The organism is Streptomyces sp. GMY02 (assembly GCF_019056675.1).
GTDB classification, from domain to species: Bacteria; Actinomycetota; Actinomycetes; order Streptomycetales; family Streptomycetaceae; genus Streptomyces; species Streptomyces odonnellii.
This window is the reverse complement of record NZ_CP077658.1, coordinates 8,246,996-8,272,579: the sequence shown is the minus strand read 5'-3', so window position 1 is coordinate 8,272,579 and position 25,584 is coordinate 8,246,996. Positions and strand designations below refer to the sequence as shown.

19 protein-coding genes are annotated in these 25,584 nt (G+C 72.0%); 9 read left to right on the top strand and 10 right to left on the bottom strand.

Translation table 11 applies throughout. The annotated features are described in order from the left end of the window. Window positions 1-38: 38 nt before the first annotated feature. Complete coding sequence (locus KQY30_RS34785) at window positions 39-365, top strand: MiAMP1 family antimicrobial peptide (protein ID WP_217310466.1); 327 nt, start codon at window positions 39-41, stop codon at window positions 363-365. 89 nt (window positions 366-454) lie between these two features. On the opposite strand, the gene KQY30_RS34780 is transcribed toward KQY30_RS34785, so the two are convergent. Both KQY30_RS34780 and KQY30_RS34775 read right to left on the bottom strand, forming a co-directional pair. Next, window positions 455-1,615 carry an alpha/beta hydrolase gene (locus KQY30_RS34780; protein WP_217310465.1) on the bottom strand — a complete coding sequence of 387 codons (1,161 nt, stop codon included), beginning with the start codon at window positions 1,613-1,615 and terminating at the stop codon, window positions 455-457. 139 nt (window positions 1,616-1,754) lie between these two features. Next, on the bottom strand, window positions 1,755-3,086 hold the full coding sequence (locus KQY30_RS34775; RefSeq protein ID WP_254407474.1) for a geranylgeranyl reductase family protein: 1,332 nt from the start codon (window positions 3,084-3,086) through the stop codon (window positions 1,755-1,757). A 281-nt stretch (window positions 3,087-3,367) separates the two neighbouring features. Between KQY30_RS34775 and KQY30_RS34770 the strand changes: the two genes are divergently transcribed. After that, window positions 3,368-4,921, top strand: coding sequence for a radical SAM protein (locus tag KQY30_RS34770; RefSeq protein ID WP_217310463.1), 1,554 nt, complete (start codon window positions 3,368-3,370; stop codon window positions 4,919-4,921). A gap of 72 nt (window positions 4,922-4,993) precedes the next feature. Here the strand turns inward: KQY30_RS34770 and KQY30_RS34765 are convergent, their stop codons facing one another. Then, window positions 4,994-5,167, bottom strand: coding sequence for a hypothetical protein (locus KQY30_RS34765; protein ID WP_217311546.1), 174 nt, complete (start codon window positions 5,165-5,167; stop codon window positions 4,994-4,996). 310 nt (window positions 5,168-5,477) lie between these two features. Here KQY30_RS34765 and KQY30_RS34760 point away from each other — a divergent pair, with 310 nt between their 5' ends. The 5 genes from KQY30_RS34760 to KQY30_RS34740 all read left to right on the top strand — a co-directional run bounded on the left by KQY30_RS34760 (window position 5,478) and on the right by KQY30_RS34740 (window position 13,748). After that, complete coding sequence (locus KQY30_RS34760; RefSeq protein ID WP_217310462.1) at window positions 5,478-7,142, top strand: serine/threonine-protein kinase; 1,665 nt, start codon at window positions 5,478-5,480, stop codon at window positions 7,140-7,142. Next, on the top strand, window positions 7,139-7,921 hold the full coding sequence (locus KQY30_RS34755; protein WP_254407473.1) for a hypothetical protein: 783 nt from the start codon (window positions 7,139-7,141) through the stop codon (window positions 7,919-7,921). The genes KQY30_RS34760 and KQY30_RS34755 overlap by 4 nt, the downstream gene beginning before the upstream one ends. A gap of 160 nt (window positions 7,922-8,081) precedes the next feature. After that, entirely contained in the window at window positions 8,082-10,499 is a 2,418-nt protein-coding gene (locus KQY30_RS34750) for a phosphoketolase (RefSeq protein ID WP_217311502.1), read from the top strand. Window positions 10,500-10,578: 79 nt separating this feature from the next. Next, window positions 10,579-11,340: an HAD family phosphatase gene (locus tag KQY30_RS34745; protein WP_217310461.1), complete on the top strand. Its 762-nt coding sequence runs from the start codon at window positions 10,579-10,581 to the stop codon at window positions 11,338-11,340. A gap of 2 nt (window positions 11,341-11,342) precedes the next feature. Next, window positions 11,343-13,748 (top strand): glycoside hydrolase family 65 protein, encoded by a 2,406-nt coding sequence (locus KQY30_RS34740; protein ID WP_217310460.1) that lies wholly within the window; start codon window positions 11,343-11,345, stop codon window positions 13,746-13,748. A 36-nt stretch (window positions 13,749-13,784) separates the two neighbouring features. Here KQY30_RS34740 and KQY30_RS34735 read toward each other — a convergent pair whose 3' ends face one another. From KQY30_RS34735 to KQY30_RS34715, 5 genes are all read right to left on the bottom strand, one after another. Then, window positions 13,785-14,834 (bottom strand): zinc-binding alcohol dehydrogenase family protein, encoded by a 1,050-nt coding sequence (locus tag KQY30_RS34735; protein WP_217310459.1) that lies wholly within the window; start codon window positions 14,832-14,834, stop codon window positions 13,785-13,787. Between the two features lie 81 nt (window positions 14,835-14,915). After that, window positions 14,916-16,379 (bottom strand): DUF2252 domain-containing protein, encoded by a 1,464-nt coding sequence (locus tag KQY30_RS34730; RefSeq protein WP_217310458.1) that lies wholly within the window; start codon window positions 16,377-16,379, stop codon window positions 14,916-14,918. A gap of 127 nt (window positions 16,380-16,506) precedes the next feature. After that, on the bottom strand, window positions 16,507-17,853 hold the full coding sequence (locus tag KQY30_RS34725) for a 6-phospho-beta-glucosidase (RefSeq protein ID WP_217310457.1): 1,347 nt from the start codon (window positions 17,851-17,853) through the stop codon (window positions 16,507-16,509). A 113-nt stretch (window positions 17,854-17,966) separates the two neighbouring features. Beyond that, entirely contained in the window at window positions 17,967-19,430 is a 1,464-nt protein-coding gene (locus KQY30_RS34720) for a cell wall metabolism sensor histidine kinase WalK (protein ID WP_217311501.1), read from the bottom strand. Window positions 19,431-19,513: 83 nt separating this feature from the next. Further along, window positions 19,514-20,263, bottom strand: a complete 750-nt coding sequence (locus KQY30_RS34715; protein WP_302185350.1) for a response regulator transcription factor — start codon at window positions 20,261-20,263, stop codon at window positions 19,514-19,516. Between the two features lie 191 nt (window positions 20,264-20,454). On the opposite strand from KQY30_RS34715, the gene KQY30_RS34710 reads away from it, so the two are divergent. Continuing rightward, window positions 20,455-21,237, top strand: a complete 783-nt coding sequence (locus tag KQY30_RS34710) for an FAD:protein FMN transferase (RefSeq protein WP_367997471.1) — start codon at window positions 20,455-20,457, stop codon at window positions 21,235-21,237. A 95-nt stretch (window positions 21,238-21,332) separates the two neighbouring features. Here KQY30_RS34710 and KQY30_RS34705 read toward each other — a convergent pair whose 3' ends face one another. Continuing rightward, window positions 21,333-22,151: a M23 family metallopeptidase gene (locus KQY30_RS34705; RefSeq protein WP_217310456.1), complete on the bottom strand. Its 819-nt coding sequence runs from the start codon at window positions 22,149-22,151 to the stop codon at window positions 21,333-21,335. Between the two features lie 92 nt (window positions 22,152-22,243). Continuing rightward, entirely contained in the window at window positions 22,244-23,512 is a 1,269-nt protein-coding gene (locus KQY30_RS34700; protein WP_217310455.1) for a hypothetical protein, read from the bottom strand. A 367-nt stretch (window positions 23,513-23,879) separates the two neighbouring features. Between KQY30_RS34700 and KQY30_RS34695 the strand changes: the two genes are divergently transcribed. After that, window positions 23,880-25,460, top strand: a complete 1,581-nt coding sequence (locus tag KQY30_RS34695) for a glycosyltransferase family 39 protein (RefSeq protein ID WP_254407472.1) — start codon at window positions 23,880-23,882, stop codon at window positions 25,458-25,460. The last annotated feature ends 124 nt before the right edge of the window (window positions 25,461-25,584 follow it).

Below are 25,584 nucleotides of genomic sequence, written 5' to 3'. Positions count from 1 at the left end.
CAGCAGCCGATCGCTTCCGGTCAACCAGAGGAGTTGTCATGCGTAACCGTCACACCCTGCGCACCACTGTCATCTCTGCCGTGACGTCCGCCGTACTGGCCCTGGGCTCCGGAGCCGCGCTGGCGAGCGACTGGTACGGCTATCCGTTGTCCAATCAGAAGGGGAAGCCCCAGCACATCCGGGCCTGCGGCTGCAGCAATCTGGCCGAGGGCAACCGTGCCTCCTACTACTTCGACCACCGCGGCCAGGACGCCACGATGTACAACGACCGCGACTGCCCGAGAGGGCACGGGCACTACAAGTTCCGGGGCGACTCGGAGCGGAACGCGTCGTTCGGCTGGCGGAGCATCGAGATCCACTGCTGACGGCCGCCCCTGACGGCGTCTCCCGGCCCCTCGCACGTCACGGAAGGACGGCGAGGGGCCGGGGCGCGCGGCGGCGCTGGCGCGCGGCGCTACTTCACCTCGGACGCGGCGCGCTTGCCGTACAGAGCGGCCCGCAGTGTCTTGGCGGTCTCCGCGACGGCGGCCTTGGCGGACTTGGTGTCCGCCAGCGCGTTGAGCATCATGAAGTCGTGGGTGATCGCCCCGTAGTGGGTGTTGGTGACGGCAACCCCGGCGGAACGCAGCTTCGCCGCATAGGCGTTGGCGCCGTCGAGCAGCACGTCGGAGTCGGTGATCACCAGTGCCTTCGGCAGGCCCCGGAGCTGCTCGACGGTGGCGTTGAGCGGCGAGGCCAGCGGCTGGCTGCGGGATCCGATGTCCGGGGCGTACGCGTTCCAGAACCACTCCATCGCGGGCCGGGTGAGCCAGCAGCCCTCGGCGAACCGGTCGTACGACGCCGTGTCGAAGCGCGCGTCGACGACGGGGTAGAGCAGCACCTGCTGGCGGAACTCGGGCCCGCCGCGCTCCTTGGCCATCAGGGTGACGGCCGCGGTCATGTTGCCGCCGACCGAGTCACCGGCGATGGCGAGCCGTGAGGAGTCGACATTGATCTCGGCGCCGTGGCGCGAGACCCAGTCGGCGACGGTGTAGGACTGCTGAACCGGTACGGGGAACTGCGCCTCGGGGGACGGCGTGTAGTTGACGAAGATCACCGCCGCGCGGGCGCCGTTGGCGATCTGGCGTACCAGCCGGTCGTGGGTCTGCGCGTTGCCGAGGACCCAGCCGCCGCCGTGGATGTAGATGATGCCGGGCAGCGGGCCCTTCACTCCGGGCGGGCGGACGATCCGGATGGACACGGGTCCTGTCGGGCCGCCGGGGACGGTCCGTTCGGTGATCTCGGCGGGCAGCTTGTCGACGGGGCCCGCCTGGAGCTTGTTGAGCACCTCGCGTGCCGCCGTGTACGACAGGTCGTACAGCGGTGTCCCGTCGGCGGCGGCGAGTTCGTTCAGGAACTCCTGGGCCTGGGGCTCCAGCTTCACCGGCGGGTTGCCGCAGGGGGCGTACGGAAACGCGGCCCGGTCGGCGGCGGCACCGGGACGGCCGACGACGGTTCCCGCCGGGCCGGCCGCGGGTCCGGCGCAGGCGCTGAGCGTGGCGGCCGCGGCGGTGACCGTCGCGACCAGGCCGTAGCGGGCCCTGTGTCGGGAACCCTTGGGTATGGATGAAGCCATGGCACGTCCTTTCCTGAAGGAGTGGGCCTTGGCGATCAGCTTGGGGCTGGGGCGGTCGCGTGGCACGCCCGGCTGACCCAATCGAGTCGGCCCCCCGCCGGTCCCGGAACCGCGTGCCGGCCGAGGGGTCGCCGGAGGTTCAGCGGCGGCGTACCGCGGGTGCCGGGACGAGGCGTACGACCGTGTTGAGCAGGTGGTCGATCGTGTCGCGCGAGGGATTGTCGGTGAGGTTGGCGAGCAGCCGGGCCAGCGTGTTGAGCAGGAACGGCGAGCCCATCACGGAGCGGTTCAGGACCGGCTGGAAGCCCGAACGGCTGAAGACGAGGTCGGCGGCCGCGTTGCCGAGTCGGTAGTAGCGCCCCCAGCGGCGGTTCATCTCGACGGGGTAGTGGTGAAGCGCCCGTTCGCGCCTCGGTCCTCGCGGGAGGGCCAGCGCGAGTGTCACGCTCTCGGCCGCGACCTCGCCGGCTTCCATGGCCTGGCCGATGCCCTCACCGTTCCAGGGGCTGATCATGCCTCCCGAGTCGCCGACCAGCAGAAGCCCCCGGGTGTAGAGCGGATGGCGGTTGAAGCCAAGGGGCAGGGCCGCGCTGCGGACCGGGCCCTCGGCGTTCTCCTCGCGCAGTCCCCATGCGTACGGTGTACGGGCCAGCCACTCGTCCAGCGCAGTGCGCAGGCCGGCGTTTCCGTACCGCCGGTGGGGCAGTGCGCCGAGGCCCACGTTGACCCGGCCGTCGCCCATCGGGAAGATCCAGCCGTACCCGGGCAGATAGCGGTCGGTCCCCGGGAAGCGGAGGTCGGCCCACAGTTCCAGATACTCGTCCTGGGAACGCTCGGGGCTGCGGTAGTAGCGGCGGGCGGCCGTCGCGATCTGCCTGTTCCTGTCGCGCTGGAGGCCCATCGCGAGGGCGAGCCGAGCGGAGGCGCCGTCGGCGGCGATCACGATCGGAGCGCGGTACTCCGCCGGCTCCTGTGCCGCGGACCGCGCGCCGACGCCGGTGACCCGGCCCGCGCGGTCCAGTACCGGATGGGTCACCTTCACTCCGGTGCGCAACCGTGCTCCGGCGGCGACCGCGTGGCGGGCCAGGATGTCGTCGAAGTCGTGCCGGCTGCGCGAGAGCCCGAAATCCGGATACCGGCCCAGGCCCGGCCAGTCGATGTGGACCTGACGCTCTCCCTTCACCCACCGCATACCGCGGGAGCGCGTCCAGCCCGGGGCGTTGATGTCGATGCCCATCCGGATGAGCTGGTGCACGGCCCGTGGGGTCAGGCCGTCTCCGCACACCTTCTCCCGGGGGAAGTGGGACTTCTCCAGCAGCAGGACGTCGACGCCGGCCCTGGCCAGGTGGAAGGCGGCGGACGAGCCGGCGGGCCCGGCGCCGACCACGATCACATCGGCTTCTTCCCCCGGGGTACGGCTGTCCGGCACTGTTTCCCTTGTTTCTTCTGTTTCGCTTTTTGCTTCGCTCACAGGGGCCTTTCCTGACATGGGGCATGGGACAGCCGATGCGGCGCCGGTGACGGCACCCCTGCACGTCATCATCGGTCAGTACGGGCGGACACGGAACCTGGCCCCGTTGCCGGGCCGGCCGCCGGGCCCGGCCTCCCGATGGCCGAAAGGGTCCTGTACGGCCCCGCCGTCCGCACGGACCATCGTTAAACGGGCACCACGGCACTGAGGCCGGTCAGGGCTCGATGCCGCTGCTGCGAGACCTCATCCCGAAGCACCGGCCCACCCCCTGGAAGGCGGACATGGCCTCTTCGCCCCTCAACATCCTCTTACCCACCCCGGTCCGGCGCGGCGGTGCGGGACTGCCGAGCGGACGGACTCTGATGATCCATCCGCCCTACGTGCACGACAACTACCTCGCCCGGGACATCCCCTTCGCACCCGACCGGCTGCCGTTCCTGCCCGTCGCGCCCCTGTACGCGGCCGAGTTGATGGAGCGTCACGGGATCGCAGAACCGACGCTGTTCGACTGCCAGCTCCACGATCTGCGCGAGGCCGCGGACCTGGAGGGGTACGACTCGTACGGGATCGCGGTCATGGGCGCCCAGAACATCGCCCCGGCCGCCCATGTGCACCGCTATCTCACCGTCGACCGCGCGATACCCGCCGAGCGTCTGCACATCGGCGGTCAGGGGATAGAGAAACTCTCCCAAGAGGAGTTCGGCCGGATCTTCCCCGGCTCGCAGAAGACCGACCGGCAGGCGCTGTCCGCGCTGCCCGGGGCCATGGACATCGATCTGCGGCGCCAGCTCGACCGGATCCCCGAGTCCGATCTGCGTGTCTATCTCACCCACGAGATGACACTGCCGTTCAGCCAGGGATGCATGTTCGGGTGCAGCTTCTGCGGGGCGCAGACGCGGAAGCGCGAGACGTTCTTCAACGTACGGGCCCATCTCGACACGGCCTGTCAGCTCGCGGAGCGCTTCGGGCTCTCGTCCCTGAATCTGTACTGCAGCTCACTGGACTTCTTCCAACAGGCCCTTCCGGGCGGCGATCTGGACCTGCTCACCGGGCAACTGGAGTCCATCGTCGAGCTGAAGGAGCGGTACCCCGGGCTGCACATCGATCTGCACGCGCTGACCCGCGCCGACTCGTACAACGCCGCGATGAGTTCGGACCATGTGCGCGATCTGGTGCTGAACGCGGGCTTCAACCGCTTCGGATTCGGTGCCGACGGCGCGGCCTCCGTCGAGGTGCTCCGGGCGATGCGCAAGCATGCCGACACCCTGCGCTCCGATCTGGTCACCGCGTTCCAGCACATGGAGGAGAACGGTCTGACACCGGAGATCCTCTATGTGTTCGGCATCCCCGAGGAGACCCCGGAGACCTTGGCGGAGACGCGTGCGCTGTGCGGGCTGCTGCTGGAGACCTTCCCGTCCTCCGAGTACCGCGGCTTCCCCGCGAAGAACGAGATCCCCGGCAACGCCAACTGGAACCGTACGGGCTGGAAGGGCTCCCCGGCCCATCAGCGGCTGCTCGACGAGCCCGACCAGTTCCTGAACCTCGGCTTCGAGACGCTCGCCAACGAGATCTCCCACGAGGACCCGGAGATGCGGCTCCTCGTGAACCACTACGCCGTCGACATGAGCCGGCACGCCCACGATCTCGGGCGCGTCCGCAGCTACTTGACGGTCCCCGTCTCCTCGCCTGGCGCTCCGGTGATGGACGAGCGTACGCTGGACGGCTTCCGTGAGATCGCCGCCCATTACGCCCCGGAGCTGACCGCGGACCTCACCGTCGAGAACCTCTCGGAACGGCGTGCCGCGCTCAACTCGGCGATTCCGAAGGACTATTGACCGAGCAGCACCGGACCCCCGGTCGGCGGGGGTCCGGTTGGCCGAGTGTGTACGGTCCGTTCTCGGGCGTTGTCAGGGGAACAGCAGGATCCCCACGAGCACCAGGATGACGAAGGCGATGAGGAACATCGTCGTCCGCCGCATCTTGTGGTGCTCGTACACCTTCGGTCCCCCTCCGCGTGGCCGGTCCTCGGGAAGCCGAGGGTGTGGCGGCCGGTCTCGTGAGTAGAAGTCGGTGTCGGCCATGGGAACCCCTTAGTGGTCGTGGGTTCGCTCCGGGCCCCTCGTCCGGGACCCGGACAGTGGTCCCATATATGCGATTTTACCCCTCTTCATCTGTGCTCTCAGAGCCCTCAAGGGCCCCGGCGGGCAAAGGGCCGTCCGCCTCGGGGCGGGAACCGGACGTGGCGGAAATGTGTCTGCCCTGGGGACAGGGTGTGGGGCTACCGCGTGGGGGGAACGCGATGATCAGCACGGATATCCGCGGGACGGCGGTGCGCCCGGCCGCCGCGGCGGGGCCGTCCGTCTCGGACCGGACCGGTGCCGGGGGAACGAGATGAACGCCTGGTCCGTCCCCGGATACACCGAGTCCCGTGAGCTGGGCTCGGGGGGCAGCGGGCGCGTCGTCCTCGCCGTCCATGACGCCACCGGCGTACCCGTCGCCGTCAAGTACCTCAGCGAGAGGCTGCGGGCCGACTCCGGCTTCCTCCAGGGGTTCCGGGCCGAGGCACGCCTGCTCAGTGACCTCGATTCACCGTATGTGGTCGGGCTGTACGAATATGTCGAGGCCCCCGGGGGCGCGGCCATCGTGATGGAACTGGTCGACGGGATCGCCCTGCGCGCGCTGCTGCGGCAGGAGGGTCCCACCGGTCCTGAAGCGGCGCTCGTGGTGCTCAAGGGCTCGCTCCTGGGGCTGGCCGCCGCGCACCGGGCGGGTGTCGTCCACCGCGACTACAAGCCGGAGAACGTGCTGGTCGCCCTGGACGGCTCGTCCAAGCTGGTCGACTTCGGTATCGCCACGGGCCGGGGCAGCACTCCCGGCGTGGCGGGAACCCCCGCGTACATGGCGCCGGAGCAGTGGAACGGCGAGCCCGCCTCGCCCGCGGCCGATGTCTACGCGGCGACCGCGACGTTCTACGAATGCCTCACCGGCCGCAAGCCCTTCTCCGGCGAGAACTTCGCGGAGCTGGCGCTCCAGCACATCGGCGCGCCCGTTCCCGAGGAGCAGGCCCCGGAGCCGGTACGGCCACTGATCCGGCGAGGTCTGGCCAAGGAGCCTCGGGAACGACCCCGTGACGCGGACGTGTTCGTCGCGGAGCTGGAGGAGATCGCCGGGGCGGCGTACGGGCCGGACTGGGAGGAGCGCGGTCAGCGCAGGCTCGCGGCCCTCGCCGCGCTTCTGCCGCTGCTGTTCCCTTCCGGCGGGGCTCGGGCGGCGGGCACCACCGCGCTCGCCACGACCACTTTGGGCAACGGCGGACCGGACAGCGGGCGGGGCAGGAGGCATGCCCGGAGCTGGAACCCCGGGCCGAGAGGAGCGCTGGCCACCGCCGTCGCACTGATCATCGCCGCGGTGGCCGCCGTCGCGGCAGGGGCGGTCGGGGACGGTCCGGGAGGACAGGCGACGGCCCGGGCGGTCACCACGGCGGGCCCGGTCGAAGCCCCCGCGGCCACCCCCGGAGCCACTCCCGGCGCCGCATCCGCCGGCCCGTCGGGCTCCGCGAGTCCCTCGCCGACCGCCGGCGCACCCACCAGCGGTTCCCCCTCCGCGTCGGACAGCGCGACCGCCGGAGCCAGCACACCTCCCGTGGCACCACCGCCCCCGCCCTCGACAGCCGCCCCGTCCACGCCGACCCCCTCGGTCAAGCCCGGCACCACCGCTCCGACAGCACAGCCCGTACAGGTGAAGGCCATTTCTGTCACGGGTCTGCGGCAGACGGGTACGGCGAGCGCCACGGGCACGGTCGAGATCGTCACGGACGGGACCGGTCCCATCACCGTCGTCGTCACCTGGTTCATCGGTGACGCATACGGTCAACTCGGTACCCAGGACGGCTCGCAGACCGTCCGGCGCGAGGGCGCCACGCAGTACTCGATCCCGCTCGACCACACCTTCCAGCAGCAGGGCTGCTACTGGGGCATGCAGGCGACCACGGACCCGGCCGCCGCGAACGGCGCCGCCTCGCAGCAGATCCTGACCCGGCGGTGCACGATCTCATGAGCGATCCACGCATCCCCTACGGCCACGACGGCGGGAAGCCCGGGCACCCGGACGGACCGCCGGAGGACGCCCGCCCCGAGCCGACAGCCGGGACCGGGGCCGGATCGGGCTCCGCAGCCGATACGTACAGCGCGACCGTGCTCGGCAGCCACTGGTTCCAAGGCCCGGACTCCGACTCCGACGCCGCCCCCGAACCGGCCCCGGATCCAGTGCCGGCGCCGCCGACCGCACCCGCGCCCGACCGGATCGAGGGGGAGGTCCTCCGCTTCGGGCCGGGGGTGACCGCCGCCGTACGGAACCGTCACTACGAGAACTCCACCGCGGCCCTCTGGCACGGCCCCCTGCCCGGACAGCCCGAAGAACCGCGGCGCGCTCCCGAACGCCGCGCCGGAGGCCCGCGCCGGTACGCGCTCGCCGCCGCGGTCCTTCTCGCCGTACTGCTGTATCTCACCTGGCAGCGGTACGGGCCCGCCCTCGCCGTGCGGGACGTGACCGTACGGGCTGCCGCACACGGAGCGGAGTGCGACGGCACGTCGGACATCGTCGCCACCGTACGGACCAATGGCCGCCCCGGTACCCTCACTTACCGCTGGATTCGCAGCGACGGCACCTCCTCCGGCACGCTGCGCGAGAAGCTGACACAGGGGCAAAGTGAAACGCGGCTGCATCTGCTGTGGACCTTCCGGGGCCGGGGCGAGTACCGCGCCACGGCCGAGCTGCGGATCACCGAACCCTCCCGGCACACGGCGGTCACCCACATCACCTACCGCTGTCCCTGACCCCGCCCGGCATCACCCGTTCGGTCCTGGCCCGTTGCCCGAACGGCCCTAGCGGGCGCCGCTCGCCCGCAACAAGGCTGGCCGGGACATCGACCAGCCGCGGAGGAGAGCCATGCGCGAGGCGAGCACGTCGGAACGGACCACGGCCACCCCAACGACCATGCCCACGGACGGCGCGGCGGCCGCCGTCACCGACGAGGAACTGGCCGCCCTGGTGGCCCACTGGCGTGCCGCCAACTATCTGGCGGCCGGCCAGATCTATCTCATGGGCAATCCGCTGCTGACCGAGCCGCTGCGCCCCGAACACATCAAACCCCGGCTGCTCGGCCACTGGGGCACCGCCCCCGGGCTGAATCTCGTCCACACCCATCTCAACCGGGTCATCAAGGCCCGGCGCGGGGACACCGTCTGTGTCTGGGGGCCGGGCCACGGCGGCCCGGCGGTGCTGGCCAACTCCTGGCTGGAGGGCAGCTACTCGGAGGTCTACCCGGACGTCAGCAGGGACGGGGAGGGCATGGCCCGGCTCTTCCGCCAGTTCTCCTTCCCCGGCGGGGTGCCCAGCCATGTCGCGCCCGAGACGCCCGGCTCGATCCATGAGGGCGGCGAGCTGGGCTACTCCCTCTCCCATGCCTACGGCGCCGCGTTCGACCATCCGGATCTGCTGGTGGCGTGTGTGATCGGCGACGGCGAGGCGGAGACCGGACCGCTGGCCGCGTCCTGGCACTCGAACAAGTTCCTCGACCCGGTGCACGACGGCGCGGTGCTGCCGATTCTCCATCTCAACGGCTACAAGATCGCCAATCCGGCCGTGCTCGCCCGTGTCCCCGAGGCGGAGCTGGACGAACTGCTGCGCGGCTACGGCCACGAGGTGCTGCATGTCGGCGGCGACGATCCGGACACGGTCCACCGGGCCATGGCCCGCGCGATGGACACCGCGCTGGACCGGATCGCGCTGATCCAGCGCACGGCCAGGGAGGAGGGCGCCACCGGGCGGGCCCGCTGGCCGGTGATCGTCCTGCGGACGCCGAAGGGATGGACCGGGCCCGCCACCGTGGACGGACTGCCGGTCGAGGGGACCTGGCGCGCCCACCAGGTGCCGCTCGCGGGTGTCCGCGAGAACCCGGAGCATCTGCGGCAACTGGAGGCGTGGCTGCGCTCGTACCGGCCGGAGGAACTCTTCGACGGCCATGGACGGCCCCGCCCCCGGGTCCTCGCCTGTGTCCCCGAGGGCACACTGCGGCTCGGTGCCACTCCGTACGCCAACGGCGGTCTGCTGCTGCGCGATCTGCCCGTGCCGGAGCTGGAACCGTACGCGGTGAAGGTCGACCGGCCCGGTGTCACCCTGCACGAACCGACGCGGGTGCTGGGCGATGTGCTGGAAGCTGTCATGGAGGCGACCAGCGGGCGCCGCGACTTCCGGGTGGTCGGCCCGGACGAGACGGCGTCCAACCGGCTCCAGGGCCTCTACAAGGCGTCGGGCAAGGCGTGGCAGGCGGGAACGCTGAGTGTCGACGAGCATCTCGACCGGCACGGCCGGGTCATGGAGATCCTCTCCGAACACACCTGCCAGGGCTGGCTGGAGGGCTATCTCCTCACCGGCAGGCACGGGCTGTTCTCCTGCTACGAGGCCTTCGTCCATATCGTCGACTCGATGGTCAACCAGCACATCAAGTGGCTGAAAGTGTCCCGCGGGCTGCCCTGGCGGCGCCCGATCGCCTCGCTCAACTATCTGCTCACCTCGCACGTGTGGCGCCAGGACCACAACGGTTTCTCCCACCAGGACCCCGGTTTCATCGACCATGTGCTGAACAAGGCGCCCGAGGTCGTGCGGGTCTATCTGCCGCCGGACACCAACTCCCTGCTCTGCGTGGCCGACCACGTACTGCGCAGCCGCGACTACGTCAATGTCGTCGTCGCGGGGAAGCAGCCCTGCTACGACTGGCTCACCCTGGACGAGGCGCGCGCCCACTGCGCTCGGGGCGCGGGGGTCTGGTCCTGGGCGGGCACCGAGCGCGAGGGCGAGGAGCCGGACGTGGTGCTGGCCTGCGCGGGCGATGTGCCGACCCAGGAGGTGCTGGCCGCCGCGCTGCTGATCCGGCGCCATCTGCCGCGGCTCGCGGTCCGGGTGGTCAATGTGGTGGATCTGGCCCGGCTGCTGCCGGAGACCCGGCATCCGCACGGTCTGTCCGACAGCCAGTACGACGCGCTGTTCACCCGCGACAAGCCGGTGATCTTCGCGTACCACGGCTATCCCTGGCTGATCCACCGTCTCGCCTACCGCCACACCGGCCACGGGAATCTGCATGTGCGCGGCTACGAGGAGTCGGGCACCACCACAACACCGTTCGACATGGTGGTCCGCAACAACCTGGACCGCTACCGGCTGGTCATGGATGTCATCGACCGGGTCCCGGGGCTGGCGGTGCGTGCCACCCACGCGCGGCAGGCGATGGAGGACGCCCGGTTCCGGCACCAGGCCTGGATCCGGGAGCACGGTACGGATCTGCCCGAGGTGACCGACTGGACCTGGCAGCCGCTGCCGGTGGACAGCGAGATCTATCCCACGACGCGCCTGTGACGGGAAGTCGTGGTGCCATGGGACCAGACCAGGGGGTGTCCGGCTCGCGACGCCTGGCACTTTCACGAAGGGACGGACCATGGCCGGTGCGCCGTTCCCGGCACCGCTGCTGCGCTCCGTGCGGGCCGTGGTCCTCGACACCGACGGGGTGATCACCGATACCGCCCGGCTCCACGCGGCGGCCTGGAAGGGCGCGTTCGACGCCGCTCTGGCCGCCGCGGGGGCGGGCCCGCCGTTCGACGCGGTGGAGGAGTACCGGCGCCATGTCGACGGCCGCTCGCGCGAGGACGGGGCGGCGGCGTTCCTGGCCGCGCGCGGGCTGTCCTTGCCTCTGGGCGCACCGGACGACCCGCCGGGCACGGGTACGGTACGGGCGGTCGCGGCCCGCAAGGAGGAGCTGTTCACCGCGCGGCTGCGGACCGAGGGGGTGGCTGTCTGGCCCGGGACCGTACGTCTGCTGGAGGCGCTGCGTGACGCTGCCGTGCCCTGCGCGGCCGTGTCGGCGTCCCGGCACGCGACCGAGCTGCTCGACACGGCCGGTGTACTCGGTCTGCTGCGGGTGGTGGTGGACGGCCGGGAGGCCGCGCGGCTCCGCCTGCCCGGCAAGCCGGATCCGGCGCTCTTCCTGGAAGCCGCGCTCCGTCTCGGGGTGGCGGCGCGGGACACCGCGGTCGTGGAGGACGCGCTGGCCGGGGTGGAGGCGGGCAGGCGCGGCGGCTTCGGCCTGGTGATCGGAGTGGACCGTACGGCGGGTCCGACGAGCGCGGCCGATCTGCGGCGGCACGGCGCCGACGCGGTGGTCGGGGATCCCGGCGAGCTGCTGACCGCCGGCGGGGACTGACCATGCGTGCCTGGACCTGGACGTACGAGGGGTACGACCCGGAGTCGGAGCGGCTGCGCGAGGCGCTGTGCACGCTGGGCAACGGCTATTTCGCCACCCGGGGCGCGGCCTCCGAGACCTCCTCGGGGCCCGCGCACTACCCGGGCACCTATGTGGCGGGCTGCTACAACCGGCTGGTGTCCACGGTGGCCGGACGTCGGATCGAGAGCGAGGACCTGGTCAATCTGCCCGACTGGCTGCCGCTGCGGTATCGGGTGATCCCCGAGGGCGAGGAGCCGGGACCGTGGCTGTCGCCCGACGGCGCCGGGCTGGTCGAGCACCGGCGGACCCTGGATCTGCGGCAGGGCACCCTCGTCCGCGGTTCGGTGTACGAGGACGGCTCCGGGCGGCGGCTGGCGGTGGAGCAGTGCCGGCTGGTGCACATGGGGGAGCCGCATCTCGCCGCGCAGCGCACCGCGTTCACCGCCGGAGGGTGGGCGGGGAGCGTGGAGGTGGAGTCGGGGCTCGACGGCGATGTGCGCAACGCGGGGGTGGAGCGCTACGGCGATCTCGCGAACCGCCATCTCACCCGCTGGCGCACCGGCTCCGAGCACGGTGACACCCTCTGGCTGCACTGCCGGACCATCAACTCCGACGTCGGGGTGGCGCTCGCCGCGCGCACCCGGGCCTCGCACGGGAGCGTCGCGGCGGGCCCGGCCCGTACCCGGCTGACGGCCCGGCGGGCCTTCCAGAGGCTGACGGTCCCGGTGGCACCGGGCGAGACGGTGACCGTCGACAAGACGGTCGCGCTGTACACCTCGCGCGACCCGGCGATCAGCGATCCGCTGACCGCCGCCGTCGAGGGGGCGCTGTGGGCGCCCGGCTTCTCACGGCTGCTCGCCTCGCACGAGCGCGCCTGGGAGGACATCTGGCGCAGGTCGACGCTGGACGTGCCGGGCGAGGCGGGCCGGATCCTGCGGCTGCATCTCTTCCATGTCCTCCAGACGCTCTCCCCGCACACGGCCGATCTGGATGTGGGGGTGCCCGCGCGGGGACTGCACGGCGAGGCGTACCGCGGGCATGTCTTCTGGGACGAGCTGTTCGTCCTGCCGTATCTGAATCTGCACTTCCCGGAGGTCTCCCGGGCGCTGCTGGGCTACCGGTACCGGCGGCTGCCCGCGGCCTGCCGCGCGGCTCGGGACGCGGGCCGGGTGGGGGCGATGTTCCCGTGGCAGAGCGGCAGCGACGGGCGCGAGGAGTCCCAGGAGCTGCATCTCAACCCGCGCTCCGGCCGCTGGGTGGCCGACCATTCACGGCTCCAGCACCATGTCGGCTCGGCGGTGGCGTACAACGTGTGGCAGTACTGCCAGGCCAGTGGCGATCTGGAGTTCCTGCACACGAAGGGCGCGGAGACACTGCTCCAGATCGCCCGGTTCTGGGCGGCGGTCGCCGAGTGGGACCCGGCGCTGGAGCGGTACCGGATCCGCGGTGTCATGGGCCCCGACGAGTACCACGACGCCTATCCGGAGGCGACCGCGCCGGGTCTCGACGACAACGCCTACACGAATGTCACCGCGGCCTGGGTGCTGGCGCGGGCCCGTGAGCTGTGCCGGGCGCTGCCCGCCTCGCGCCGCCGCCGGCTCTTCGAACGGCTCCGGCTCGACCGGCACGAGACGGACCGCTGGGAGGACATCTCACGCAGGCTCCATGTGCCGTTCCACGGCGGTGTCATCAGCCAGTTCGCGGGGTACGGGCGGCTGGCCGAGCTGGACTGGGCGGCGTACCGGAGGCGGTACGGCGACATCCGGCGGCTGGACCGGATCCTGGAGGCCGAGGGCGACACGGTCAACCGCTACCAGGTGTCCAAGCAGGCCGATGTGCTGATGCTGGGCTATCTGTTCTCGCCGGGCGAGCTGTCCGGTCTCTTCCGGCGGCTGGGCCACCGGCTCGACGACGACTTCTGGCGCACCACCGTCGAGTACTACGAGCGCCGTACGAGCCATGGCTCCACGCTGAGCGCGCTGGTGCACGCGTGGGTGCTGGCCCGGATCCACCGGGACGAGGCGTGGACGTACGCCAGGGAGGCGCTGACCGGGGATGTCGCGGACGTGCAGGGCGGCACCACGGCTGAGGGCATCCATCTGGGCGCGATGGCGGGGACCCTGGATTTCGTGCAGCGCGGGCTGACCGGTCTGGAGACCCGGGAGAACGCGCTGTGGCTGGACCCGGCGCCGCTGCCGCAGCTCTCCAAGTTCCGGGTGGGCATCCGGTACCGGAACCACTGGGACGTGGACCTGCGGATCCGCACGGAGCGGGTACGGGTCGGGGTGCCGGCGCCGGACGGGGAGCCGGTACGGGTGGTGCTGGGCGGCCGGGTGTCGACGGTCGCGCCGGGCACGACCCGCTGGCTGGACCTGCCAGGGGGATGAGGCGGGCGCTCCGTCCCGTCGGTCAGCCCCCGTGGGTCAGCCGGGTACGAGGACGGCGGCGCCCCGGACACGGTCGGCCGCCAGGTCCGCGAGTGCCCGGTCGGCACGGCTCAGCGGGTACGGGGTCGTGGTGACCCGGATGCCGATGCGATCGGCCAGCGCCAGGAAGTCGTGGCCGTCCTGGCGGGTGTTGGAGGTGACGCTGCGCAGGTTCCGCTCCTGGAAGAGATGGCGCTCGTAGTTCAGCCCGGGGATGTCGGTGAGATGGATTCCGGCGATGGCGAGGGTGCCGGAGCGGTCCAGGGCCTCCATCGCCACCGGTACGAGATCGCCGACCGGGGCGAACAGGATCGCCGAGTCCAGCGGCTCGGGAGGCCGGTCGTAGGCGTCGCCGGCCGAGGCGGCGCCCAGTTCCAGAGCGAGTTCACGGGCCTGGGGCGACCGGGTCAGCACATGGACGGTGGCGCCCTCGGCGATGGCCACCTGGGCGGCGAGATGGGCGGAGGCGCCGAATCCGTACAGTCCGAGACGGCCTCCCTCGGGCAGCGCGCTGCGGCGCAGCGACCGGTAGCCGATGATCCCGGCGCAGAGGAGGGGCGCGAGAAGGACGGGGTCCCGGGACTCCGGCAGCCGGTAGGCGAAGGCCTCGGGGATCAGGGTCAGATCGGCGAAGCCGCCGTCGGCGTCCCAGCCGGTGTAGACGGACCAGGGACAGAGGTTCTCGCGGCCCGTACGGCAGTAGCGGCAGGTCCCGCAGGTGCCGCGCAGCCAGGCCCCGCCGACCCGGTCGCCGGTGCGGTACGAGGTGACGGCGTCGCCGGCGGCGATCACCCGGCCGACGATCTCGTGGCCGGGGACGGTGGAGGGGTGGTGCGGGGTCAGATCGCCCTCGGCGAGATGCAGGTCCGTACGGCACACACCGCAGGCCTCGATCCGTACGAGCAGGTCGCCCGGGCCGGGAACGGGTGTTCTGCGGCGGAGATGGACCAGCGGGCCTGTGGCGATCGGCCCCGGCGTCTCGACGGCCCAGGCACCGAGGGTGTCCGGGACCGGAGCGGTGCGGGCGGTGGACGCGGGAGAAGCCATATGTCCAGCGTGCGGCGGGTAGGTGTACGAGGCAAACGGTCACCGCCACTGCCGGGCCTCACACCCGGGCGGCCGAGGCGCTCACGCGGCCTGTGCGGGCAGCCGGCCGGACTTCACCGCGTCCGTCAGCACGCGGTGGTCGGCCTCGTTCAGATCGGCGTAGCTCTCCGCGAACGCCGCGAGCGCGCGGTCGAAGGCGTCACCGGCGCCGAGATAGGCGGCGATGGCGATGCGGTCCCCGGAGCGGGCATGGGCGCGGGCGAGGGTGGCACCGCAGAGTCCGCCGAACACGCGCATCCCCCGGGGCATCATGCCCTGCGGCTCGGCGATGCCCTTCCAGTCGTGCAACTGGCGCACATAGAAGTCCCTGCGCCGGTCGTCGAGCCCGGACACCCGGTCCCAGCCCAGGAAGATGTCGCCGACGGCCTGCATCAGGCGCTGTCCCGCGACCACGCGGTGTCCCTGGTTGTCGTACGCGCTCGGGGCGACGTGCTCGGCGAGCACCGACCGGTCGGCCTCCTTGGCCTGGAGGATCAGCGGGTCCTCGTCGTCCTTGCCGAGGAGCAGCAGGATCCAGCAGCGCGTTCCGACGCTGCCCACGCCGACGACCTTGCGGGCCATGTCGGCCACGCGGTACCCGTGCAGCAGATGTCTGCGGTCCGAGGACAGGCTCCGCCCGTACCGGTTGACGAGGTCGCGCAGCTCGCCGGCGACGATGTCCCGTCCGGAGCCCGGGAGCATGTCGTCGAGCCGTACGACCAGCGGCGGATCGGGGGCGAACCTGCGCTCGCCGTCGACCAGGCAGGTGAGCTTCGCGAAGGCCTTGAGGTTGTCCCTGCCGCGGGCCTTGGTCACGGCCCTGGTGAACTGGCCGCGGCCCCGCTTGCCGAGCTGGGTGTCCGTCACCGCCCGCAGTTCCTCGACATCGCCGCGGGCGTACCAGACGTCGAGGTTGCCCATGCCGGCGTAGGTCCGCATGTGCGTGCGGTACGACCGTACGGCGGCGCAGACGATGTCCGCCCGGTCCCGTTCCGGGAAGCCGTTCTCCCGCCCGGCGATCACCAGGCTGGTGGCGAGGCGTTTGACGTCCCACTCCCAGGGGCCCGGAAGTGTTTCGTCGAAGTCGTTGATGTCGAAGACGAGGCGCCGCTCCGGGGAGGCGAGCAGCCGGAAGTTCAGCAGGTGCGCGTCTCCGCAGAGCTGTGCGGTGAGGCCGGAGGAGGGGGTGGTGGCCAGGTCGCCGGCCATGATCGCGGCGGCTCCCCGGTAGAACCGGAACGGTGACTCCGCCATCCGGCCGTAGCGGATGGGGACGAGTTCGGGGACACGGGTGGCGGACTGCTCCTCGATGACCTTGAGGGGGTCGGGGCGGCCCATGTCCGGGGCGAATCCGGCGTGGCCGGACCGGGGCACCTGTTTACGGGCGGCCCTGCCGCGGTCGGCGCGCTCGCGGGGCGAGAGATGTTCCCGGTGATCGAGGTGGTCCCTGTGTTCCCCGGGCGGAAGATGCGATGCGTGGCCGGGGATTTCGCTGGCGCGGTTCATGGCGTACTCCTCCCATGCGCTCGCCGGACTCCCCCGGGTCCGCCGCTCTCCCATTCTCCCCGCGGGCCGCCACCGCCCGCATCTCCGCCTTCCGGCCCTGCGGGCGCCGTCCTGGTCCTGCGGGCGCCTATGGCCGGTTCAAATACGCGAGGCCGGGGTGGACGCTCGTATAGCCCTCGACCAGGCGGTGTGCCACGGTCACCGAGTCCACCAGCGGGTGCAGCGCGAACGCCTTCGCGGCGGTGGCGCGGGAGCCGCTCCCGGCGGCCGCGAGGACCTCGCGTTCGACGGCCTTGACGGCACACACCAGTCCGGTGGCATGGCCGGGCAGGGGCGCGACGGAGAGCGGGTGGGCGCCGTTGGCGTCCACCAGGCAGGGCACCTCGATGACCGCTTCCTCGTCGAGCACCCGCAGGGTGGTGCGGTTGCGGACATTGAGGATCAGCGTGGTGCGTTCGTCGCGGGCGATGGCCCGCATCAGGGCGAGGGCGACCTTCTCGTAGCCGCCGGACTCCAGGTCGTCGGCGTCCCGCTCGCCGACGCCCGCCGCGTCCCGGTTCTCGGCCATGTAGGTCGCTTCCCGTTCGGCACGGGTACGGTCCCAGGCCGCCAGGGCGGGGGTGTCCGGCAGAGCCATCTCGTCGTAGAAGCGGGCCTGCTGGTCGCGGAGGAACGCGCCGCGGGTCTGCTCGGCCTCCTGGTAGGCGCGGACCGTCTCCCGGTTGAAGTAGTAGTAGTGCAGATACTCGTTGGGGATCGCGCCGAGGGACATGAGCCACTCCGGGCCCAAGAGCCTGCCCTCCTCGAAGGAGCCGAGAGCCTCGGTGTCCGCGAGCAGACGCGGGAGTTCGTCGCGCCCGTCGACCCGCAGTCCGCGGAGCCAGCCCAGGTGGTTGAGGCCCACATAGTCCGCCGAAGCCCGGTCCGGGTCGGCTCCGAGGATCCGGGCGACACGGCGGGCGAGTCCCACGGGCGAGTCGCAGATGCCGATGACACGGTCGCCGAGGTGCTGGGACATGGCCTCGGTGACCAGACCGGCCGGGTTGGTGAAATTGATGACCCAGGCGTCGGGGGCGAGCCGGGCCACGCGCCGCGCGATGTCCACGGCGACGGGCACGGTCCGCAGTCCGTACGCGATGCCGCCCGCGCCGACCGTCTCCTGGCCCAGGACGCCCAGTTCCAGGGCGACCCGCTCGTCGGCCGCGCGCCCTTCGAGCCCTCCGACGCGGATCGCCGAGAAGACGAAGTCGGCGCCGCGCAGCGCCTCGTCGAGATCGGTGGTGGCGGTGACCTCGGGGGCGTCGGGGATGCCCGCGGCCTGTTCGGCCAGGACCCGGGCGACGGCCGAGAGCCGGGCGGGGTCGAGGTCGTGGAGGGTGACCCGGGTGACGCGGCCCTCTCCACGGTCGGTGAGGAGCGCTCCGTACACCAGCGGGACCCGGAAGCCGCCGCCGCCGAGAATCGTCAACCGCACGCCGCGACCGCCTTCTTGACCGGCATCATGCCCCGTACCACCTTCGCTTCGGCCTCCCCCGCGGAGGCATGGTCGTCCACTGTGCCGTCACTCGTCCGGCACAGCGTGCAACATTACGGGCCGGCGGCCCCGGTCTCCGCATCCGGCCCGGGGAGCGGCAGCCGTACCACGAATGCGGTGCGTCCGGGGCGGCTGGTCACCTCCACCGTGCCGCCGTGGGCGTCGACCACCGCGGCGACGATCGCCAGGCCGAGGCCGGTGCCTCCGGCGGTCCGCTGCCTCGCCTGGTCGGCGCGGCTGAACCGCTGGAAGACCTCGGACTGGAACTCCTCCGGGATGCCGGGTCCGTTGTCCGTCACGGTGAGTTCGGCGAAGCCCCCGGTGGCGGCGATGCCCAGGGTCACGGTGGTGTCCGGCGGGGTGTGCGTCCCCGCGTTGCCCAGGAGGTTCGCCACGACCTGGTAGAGGCGGTGCTCGTCGCCCGGGACGGTCACCGGTTCCCGGGGCAGTTCCAGCAGCCAGCGGTGGTCCGGCGAGGCGGCGCGCGCGTCGCCGACGGCGTCGAGGGCGAGCCGGGTGAGGTCGACGGTGCCGCGCTCCAGCGGGCGTCCCGCGTCGAGGCGGGCCAGCAGCAGGAGGTCGTCGACCAGGCCGCTCATCCGTTCGCTCTCGTAGTGGATGCGCTCCAGGGCGTGCAGGACGTCCTCGGGCACGGCCCCGGGATGGCGCAGGGCGAGTTCCGCGTGGGCGCGCACGGTGGCGACGGGCGTGCGCAGTTCGTGGCTGGCGTCGGCGGCGAAGTGGCGCAGCCGCTCCTCGCTGGCGTGGCGGCGGGAGAGGGCGTCGCCGACATGGCCGAGCATCCGGTTGAGCGCGGCACCGACCCTGCCGACCTCGGTACGGGTGTCGGTGTCCGGCACCGGGGGCGGCATGGCGACCTCGCCGCTGGCCAGGGGCAGCCGGGTCACCTCGGTGGCGGTCGCGGCGACCCGGCTGAGGGGCCGCAGGGACAGCCGTACCAGCAGTGCCCCCAGCACCCCGGTGATCAGCAGCGCGGCGGCGAAGACCGCCGTCTCCACGGCTTCCAGCCGGTGCACGGTGTCCATGACGCGGGCGTACGGCAGCCCGGTGAGGAGTGTGTCGCCCTCGTCACCCTCCTCGGAGACCATGCGGTAGTCGCCGAGGGCGGAGAGACGGACGGTGTGGCCCCTGCCGTCGTGGGGTACGGCGGCGAGCGCGGCCCGGTCGGCGGAGGTGATCGGTACGGGCACATGCGTCTCGCCGTGCACCATGGACGCCTGGGTCACGACGCCGAACAGCAGCCGGGCGCCGAAGGTGCCCTCCGCCTGGCCCCGGGTGTCGGCGACGTACTGCGTGTCCGGGTGCGCCTCGTGCTCCAGGCTCTCCGCGAACCGGCCGTCGGCCGCGACCAGTTGGCGGTCCAGTTTGTTGAGCAGGAACCTTTCGAGCGCCGTGACGGTGATCAGCCCCACGGCGAGGCAGGCGAGGGCGAGCAGCGCCAGCAGCCCGATGGTCAGCCGGGCCTTGAGGGTGCGCGGCAGCGGCAGCCGGTCCAGCAGGGCACGCGTCGCGCGGCCTGCCCGGGCCGCGCGGCTCACGCTGCCCGGAGGGCTCGTGGGTCCGACGGGGTCCACGCCGCTCACGCGTCCGGCTTCAGTACGTAACCGACGCCGCGCACCGTGTGGATCAGCGGGGTGCGGCCCGCGTCGATCTTCTTGCGCAGGTAGCTGATGTACAGCTCGACGACATGCGCCTGGCCGCCGAAGTCGTACGACCAGACCCGGTCCAGGATCTGGTCCTTGGACAGCACCCGGCGCGGGTTGCGCATCAGGAAGCGCAGCAGTTCGAACTCGGTACGGGACAGTTCCACCGGAACGCCGGCCCTGCTGACCTCCCGCGCGTCCTCGTCCATCACCAGATCCGCCACCTCCAGCCGGTCGCCGCCCGGCTCCCGGGCCATACCCGCCCTGCGCAGCAGTCCGCGCAGCCGGGCCAGCACCTCCTCCAGGCTGAAGGGCTTGGTCACATAGTCGTCGCCGCCCGCGGTGATGCCCCTGATCCGCTCCTCCACGGTGTCGCGGGCGGTCAGGAAGAGCACACAGACGTCCGGCAGGACGGACCGCAGCTCACGCAGGACCCGCAGGCCGTTCATGTCGGGCAGCATCCAGTCGAGCACGACCGCGTCGGGGCGGAACGTACCGGCGATACGGACCGCCGAGGCGCCGTCGCCCGCGCTCCGTACCTCCCACTGTTCGTAGCGCAGCGCCGCGCCGAGGACCTCGGTCAGGTCGGGCTCGTCGTCGACGACCAGGACCCGCACCGGGGTGCCGTCGGGCCTGCTCAGGGCGGGAGAGGCGGCGGGGCTCGCGTCAGAGGCGTCACTGTGCATGGTGGTTCCAGCTTCCCTCGCCCTGATCACCGACACCGGCAGGCAGGCCCCCGCGTCACCGGCGTGGCGGCGCGCGGACCGGGCCCGGGTCCCGCTCCCGGCGTTCTTCAGAGGTTCCTCAGAGGTCGGCTTGCGACTGTGTGACTTACGCCACTAAACGGCGCCATGCCTCTCCGAAAGAGGGAAACGCGGTGATCACCCAACAGGACCCGCAGAGCAAGCAGAGTCCTCATCCGGGTCTGCGCCACTTCGAGCACGCCATGGGGACGGTGTTCTCCTTCGACATCCATGACCCGGTCACCCAGCAGGTGGGCCGGGCGCTCACGGACGCGGTGCTCTGGCTGCACGAAGTGGACGCGGTGTTCTCCACTCACCGCGCCGACAGCACCATCAACCGGCTCGCGCACGGTGAGACGACGCTGGAGGAGTGTCCGGACATGGTGGCGGAGGTCCTCGCGCTCTGCGATGTGGCGACGCGGGACACGGACGGGTTCTTCACCGCCACCGCGTCCGGCCGGCTCGATCCGTCGGGTGTGGTCAGGGGGTGGGCGGTGGAACACGCCTCGCGGATGCTGTACGAGGCCGGGGCGCGCAACACGTACATCGACGCCGGAGGAGATCTCCAGCTCCGGGGCGAGACAGCGCCGGGCGTGGCCTGGCGGGTCGGTATCGCCCACCCGGTGTACCGGGACCAGCTCATCGCGGTGGTCCATGGCCAGGATCTGGCGGTGGCGACCTCGGGTTCCGCAGAGCGGAGCGGCCACATCATCGATCCCCGTACGGGCCTGCCGGCGTCCGAGCTGCTGTCGGCCACGGTGGCGGGCGCCGGTCTCGCCCAGGCGGACGCTTTCGCCACGGCCGCCTTCGCGATGGGTGATCTGGCGCGGTCGTGGATCGCGTCCCAGGACGGGTACGAGCTGCTGGCCGTCACGGCGGACGGCGAGACCTGGCGGAGCGCCGGGTTCCCCGCGTAGAAGTCCCGCGCCGCGCAGTCGGCGTACGACTGCCCCCGCCCCGGAGTGTCCCCTCGGGGCGGGGGCCCTGTCGTACGGGTACCGCCCGGAAGCCGTCAGCAGACGGGCACGCCCGGCAACTGGGCGGCCGGGTGGTCGATGTAGATGTTGGAGATGAAGCCGCCCTGGTCACGGAGCTTGCTCCACCAGTTGTTGGTGTAGCCCTCGGCGGTGACGGTGCTGCCCTGCTTCTGGCAGAGCACCACGACATTGGTCGGTCCCGCGAGGACGGTGACGACCGGCGAGGTCAGATAGGCGTCGGCCCTGACCCTGATGTCCGTACCCCAGGTGCGGAAGTTGCTTCCGCCGCCCCCGCCGCAGCCGTTGTCGCTGGTCAGGTACGACTGGTTGTACTGCGAGGGGTACGGCAGGCCCGTCCCGTTGACGACGATGTTCTGGCCCACGCCGTTGAGGAGCTGCTCGTAGTGGATGTGTGCCCCGGTGGAGTTGCCGGTGGAGCCGGTGACACCGATCTGCTGGCCCTGGGCGACGACGGCGCCGCTGGGCACCGAGTAGGACGCCAGGTGGAAGTAGTAGGTGGTCCAGCCGCCGCCGTGGTCGATGACGATGTAGTTTCCGGCGCCGCTGGGCTGGGACATCCGGGTCGCGGTGCCGGCCGCGGAGGCCAGGACCGGGGTTCCGGCGGTCGCGCCGCCGTCGGCGCGTACGAAGTCCAGGGCCCGGCGCACCTCGGCGGAGTGGTGGCTGAGGGTCCACCGCTGCCCGCACGGATAGGGCGCCTTGAAGTTCGGGGCGGCGAGCGCGGTGTCCGCGCCGGACCCGGGGCGCGCCTGGGCGGGGGCGGCGGTGAGGCCGACGAGCGCCAGGAGCACGGCGGCGAGAACGGTCAGCAGCCGTCGGGAACGCGTACGCATGGGGAGTGCTCCTTTGCCGTGGCGGTGTGCGGGGGCGCGCCGGTGCGCGGCGTTGTACGGGCTGCTCGGCCGGGTCAGCGCTGTCGGCCGGGTCAGCACTGGGGGACGCCCGGCAGCCACTGCTCGGGGACATCGATGTAGATGTTGGTGATGTAGCCGCCGTAGTCCGGCAGATAGGACCAGGCGTCATTGGTGATGCCGTCGACCGTGATCCGCTGGCCGTGGACCTGGCACCTGACGTTGACCTGGGTGGGCCCGGCGAGCCGTGCCACCTCGGGGGACGCCGTCGTGGCCTGCTGCCTGATGCGTACGTCGGTGCCCCAGGTGGGGAAGGACTTGCCGGTCTGCGGGCCGGTCCAGAGGTAGGTGACGGTCACCCATCCGTTGTCCCGCAGGCCGACATTGGCGAAGGTGCCGTCGGCGAGGTCGATGCCGGCCGGGTTGAGCACCCGCCGTCCCGAGCCGTCGAGTCCGCCGTTGTAGCCGTTCTCGTACGCGGCCTGCGCCTCGGGCTTGCCCTGCGGCAGGTCCTTGAAGCTCTCCCGGACCGAGGAGGGGTTCCAGTAGTCGTCCCGGGTGTTCCACGGGCCGACGTCCCAGACGGGCGCGGTCTCGCAGCGGGCGGGGCCGCAGACCTGGACGGAGTACTGGCCGCTGCCGTTGGGCGAGAGGCCGCGGCGCGAGGGCAGCGCCACGAAGTGGTCGTTCGGCTGGATGACATGGCCGTTGGCGGTGGTCCTGCCGACCAGCCCCTCGCGGGTGGCGAAGACCCGGGCGCTGAACGCGGCGGCGGCGCGGGGCGCGCGCGGCGCGGGGCCCCGGTCGGCGGTCAGCCGCAGGCCACGGACGCGTATCTGTCCATCGGTGTCCCAGAGGGTGATCCGGGCCTGGACGGCGGTGACGGTACGGGGCAGGGTCACCGCGGCCCCGTCGGCGGCGGTTTCGCGCCACTCGGTCCAGGAGCCGTCCTCGGCACGCCCCCGGACGTCGACGGCCACGCGCGCTCCGGAGGGGACGTCGGCGGAGAGCCGTGCCTCGACCCGGTTGACGGGGCGGTCGAGCGTCCTGGGCGCGAGCACCTGCGAGCCGTATCCCGCGTCGCCGCCCTCGGCGGCGGGGCGGAAGCCGCGCTGCTCCACGCGGAGCGCGCCCTGCGTGTAGCGAACGTTGACGTCGTCGGCGTCGACGCGGGAGAGACCCGCGTTCCAGGTGACGGGGGCCGGCGTGGCGTCGGACGCTACGCGCGTGGATTTTTGGGTGTCGGCGGCCCCGGCCGGTGGCGCGGTCACCGCCAGTCCCAGGCAGACGAGTGCGGACAGGGCTCCGGTCAGTGACCGGTGGAGCTGATGTCTCCGGCGCATCGGGTACCTCTCGCGTTCCGGGCCGGGCGAACGCCTTCCCGGTGACGCACGCAGGGGGTTCCCGTGGCGCACGCGTGGGGGCGGCCGGCGCAGGGTCTGGTGAACGGGCCGCGCCGGGGTGGCACGGCCCGGCACACGGTAGCGATTCCGCCATGTCCACGACAAGAGATGCCGGGGTTCTTCACGTACGGACGGACCCGTTCGGCGGGGCGACGACCGGCGGCCGACCGAGGTCCGGCCGAGGTCCGCCGAACAGGGTTTCCGGCAGGGGCAGTTCGGAGCTCCGGTGGTTCTCCGGGCGGGAGCCGCGCCACCCTTTGGCCGTCCCCTGCTCGCGGACACCGGGCGCGGCACGCATGGTCGACCTGTGTCCCTACCAGTGGAACCGGGCCGGGAGGCGGTGCCCGGCGCGCTGCCGCGCAGCGAGCCGTCGCGGGCCGCGCTCGCCCTCGCCGTCGCGCCGTTCACCCTGGCGCTGGTCCTCGGGCTGTGGGGGATCCGGCGCCGGGGGACGCTCTGGGCGGACGAGGCGGTCACCTACGAGATGGCGCACCGCGACATTCCGCAGATCCTGCGCACGCTGGGGAACGCCGACGCCGTGCACGGTCTCTACTACCTGCTGATGCACGGGGTGTTCGCGCTCCGGGACGGCGGGGAGGCGGTCCTGCGGCTGCCGTCCGTCGTCGCGGTGGCCGTGGCGGCGGTCGCGGTCACCCTGCTCGGGCGGAATCTCGCCGGACCGCGCGCCGGGGTGCTGGCCGGTCTGGTCTTTCCGCTGATCCCTGCGGTGCAGCGGTATGCGCAGGAGGGGCGTTCGTACGCACTGGTCTGCATACTGATCGCCTGGGCGACCTGTCTGCTGCCCGCCGCGTCGGCCCGGCCGGGAAAGCTCCGCTGGACCGCGTACGCCGCCCTTCTGCTGACCGCCTGTCTGCTCCATGAGCTGGCGGTCCTGACCTTGCCGGCGCACGGGGCGGCGGTGTTCCGGTCCGGGCTGCCGCGCGCGGTGATCCGCGGCTGGGGCATCGCCGCGGGGTGTGTGATCGCCGGGGTGCTTCCGCTCGCGGCCTTCAGTGCCACACAGTCCGGGCAGGTCGACTGGATCGGATTTCCCGACCTCTGGCAGACAGTGCAGTGGGTGATCGCGGCGCTGCTGGGACTGCTGTGCGCGCGGGTTCTGGGGCCCGCGGGATCCTCGGGCGCGGGGCGGTCCTCCGGCGCCGTGCGGGCCGGCGAGGCGCGGTCCGGCGAGGTGGCGTCCTATGGGGTGCTGTCCGACGCGGGGCGGCCGACGGTCGCGCTGCGGACGCTCGCGCTCTCCCTGCTGGTCCTGCCGACCGCGCTGCTCATCCTGCTGATCCCGGTGCGGCCGCTGTATGTGGACCGCTATGTCCTCTCGTACACCATCGGCCTCGCTCTGCTCGTCGGCGCGGCGCTCGACCGGATCTGGCGCGAGGCCGACCGCCCCCGGGCGCTGCGCGCGGCGGCGACCGTGGCGGCGGCGGGGGCGGCGCTGGCCGCGCTGTTCCCGGTGGGCGCGTATCTGCGGACTCCGCAGAGCCGCCTGAACGATGCCGTCGCGGTGGCACGGGCGGTACGGGAGACAGGGCGGCCCGGGGACGGTCTGCTCTTCATGCCGGCCCGGCGGCGGGTGTGGACGCTGGCGCGGCCCGAGGAGTTCCGGGGACTGTCGGATCTCGCGCTGAAGCGTTCCCCGGTCGCCTCGGACACCCTGCACGGCACGGAGTTCACCCCCGGCCGGATCAGGTCCCGCATCCTGGCCGCCCGCCGGATCGTCGCCGTGCACGATCTGCCGGGGCAGCCGCTGGAGGAGGCCGAGCGGGAGGCCGTCAAGCGCGAGACATTGCGCGACCACTTCGAGGAGTGCGCGGACCGTACGGTGACACAGGCCCGGATCACGGTGTACGCGCGACCCGGCACCTGTTGACGCAACTGGGCCCCGGGGTACGGGACTCGTACCGTACGGGCAAAAGCGCAAGCGTCTGCCCGTGGGGCGTTCACGGACTATCCTCATTTTCTGACTGGCAGTAAAGATCGGGGGGCTTGTCGGC

What these genes read in the sequence shown, in the direction of transcription:
- KQY30_RS34785 (WP_217310466.1), top strand. Translation starts at nt 39, where the DNA reads ATGCGTAACCGTCACACCCTGCGCACCACTGTCATCTCTGCCGTGACG.
- KQY30_RS34780 (WP_217310465.1), bottom strand. Translation starts at nt 1,615, where the DNA reads ATGGCTTCATCCATACCCAAGGGTTCCCGACACAGGGCCCGCTACGGC.
- KQY30_RS34770 (WP_217310463.1), top strand. Translation starts at nt 3,368, where the DNA reads ATGGCCTCTTCGCCCCTCAACATCCTCTTACCCACCCCGGTCCGGCGC.
- KQY30_RS34765 (WP_217311546.1), bottom strand. Translation starts at nt 5,167, where the DNA reads ATGGCCGACACCGACTTCTACTCACGAGACCGGCCGCCACACCCTCGG.
- KQY30_RS34760 (WP_217310462.1), top strand. Translation starts at nt 5,478, where the DNA reads ATGAACGCCTGGTCCGTCCCCGGATACACCGAGTCCCGTGAGCTGGGC.
- KQY30_RS34755 (WP_254407473.1), top strand. Translation starts at nt 7,139, where the DNA reads ATGAGCGATCCACGCATCCCCTACGGCCACGACGGCGGGAAGCCCGGG.
- KQY30_RS34750 (WP_217311502.1), top strand. Translation starts at nt 8,082, where the DNA reads ATGCCCACGGACGGCGCGGCGGCCGCCGTCACCGACGAGGAACTGGCC.
- KQY30_RS34745 (WP_217310461.1), top strand. Translation starts at nt 10,579, where the DNA reads ATGGCCGGTGCGCCGTTCCCGGCACCGCTGCTGCGCTCCGTGCGGGCC.
- KQY30_RS34740 (WP_217310460.1), top strand. Translation starts at nt 11,343, where the DNA reads ATGCGTGCCTGGACCTGGACGTACGAGGGGTACGACCCGGAGTCGGAG.
- KQY30_RS34735 (WP_217310459.1), bottom strand. Translation starts at nt 14,834, where the DNA reads ATGGCTTCTCCCGCGTCCACCGCCCGCACCGCTCCGGTCCCGGACACC.
- KQY30_RS34730 (WP_217310458.1), bottom strand. Translation starts at nt 16,379, where the DNA reads ATGAACCGCGCCAGCGAAATCCCCGGCCACGCATCGCATCTTCCGCCC.
- KQY30_RS34715 (WP_302185350.1), bottom strand. Translation starts at nt 20,263, where the DNA reads ATGCACAGTGACGCCTCTGACGCGAGCCCCGCCGCCTCTCCCGCCCTG.
- KQY30_RS34705 (WP_217310456.1), bottom strand. Translation starts at nt 22,151, where the DNA reads ATGCGTACGCGTTCCCGACGGCTGCTGACCGTTCTCGCCGCCGTGCTC.
- KQY30_RS34700 (WP_217310455.1), bottom strand. Translation starts at nt 23,512, where the DNA reads ATGCGCCGGAGACATCAGCTCCACCGGTCACTGACCGGAGCCCTGTCC.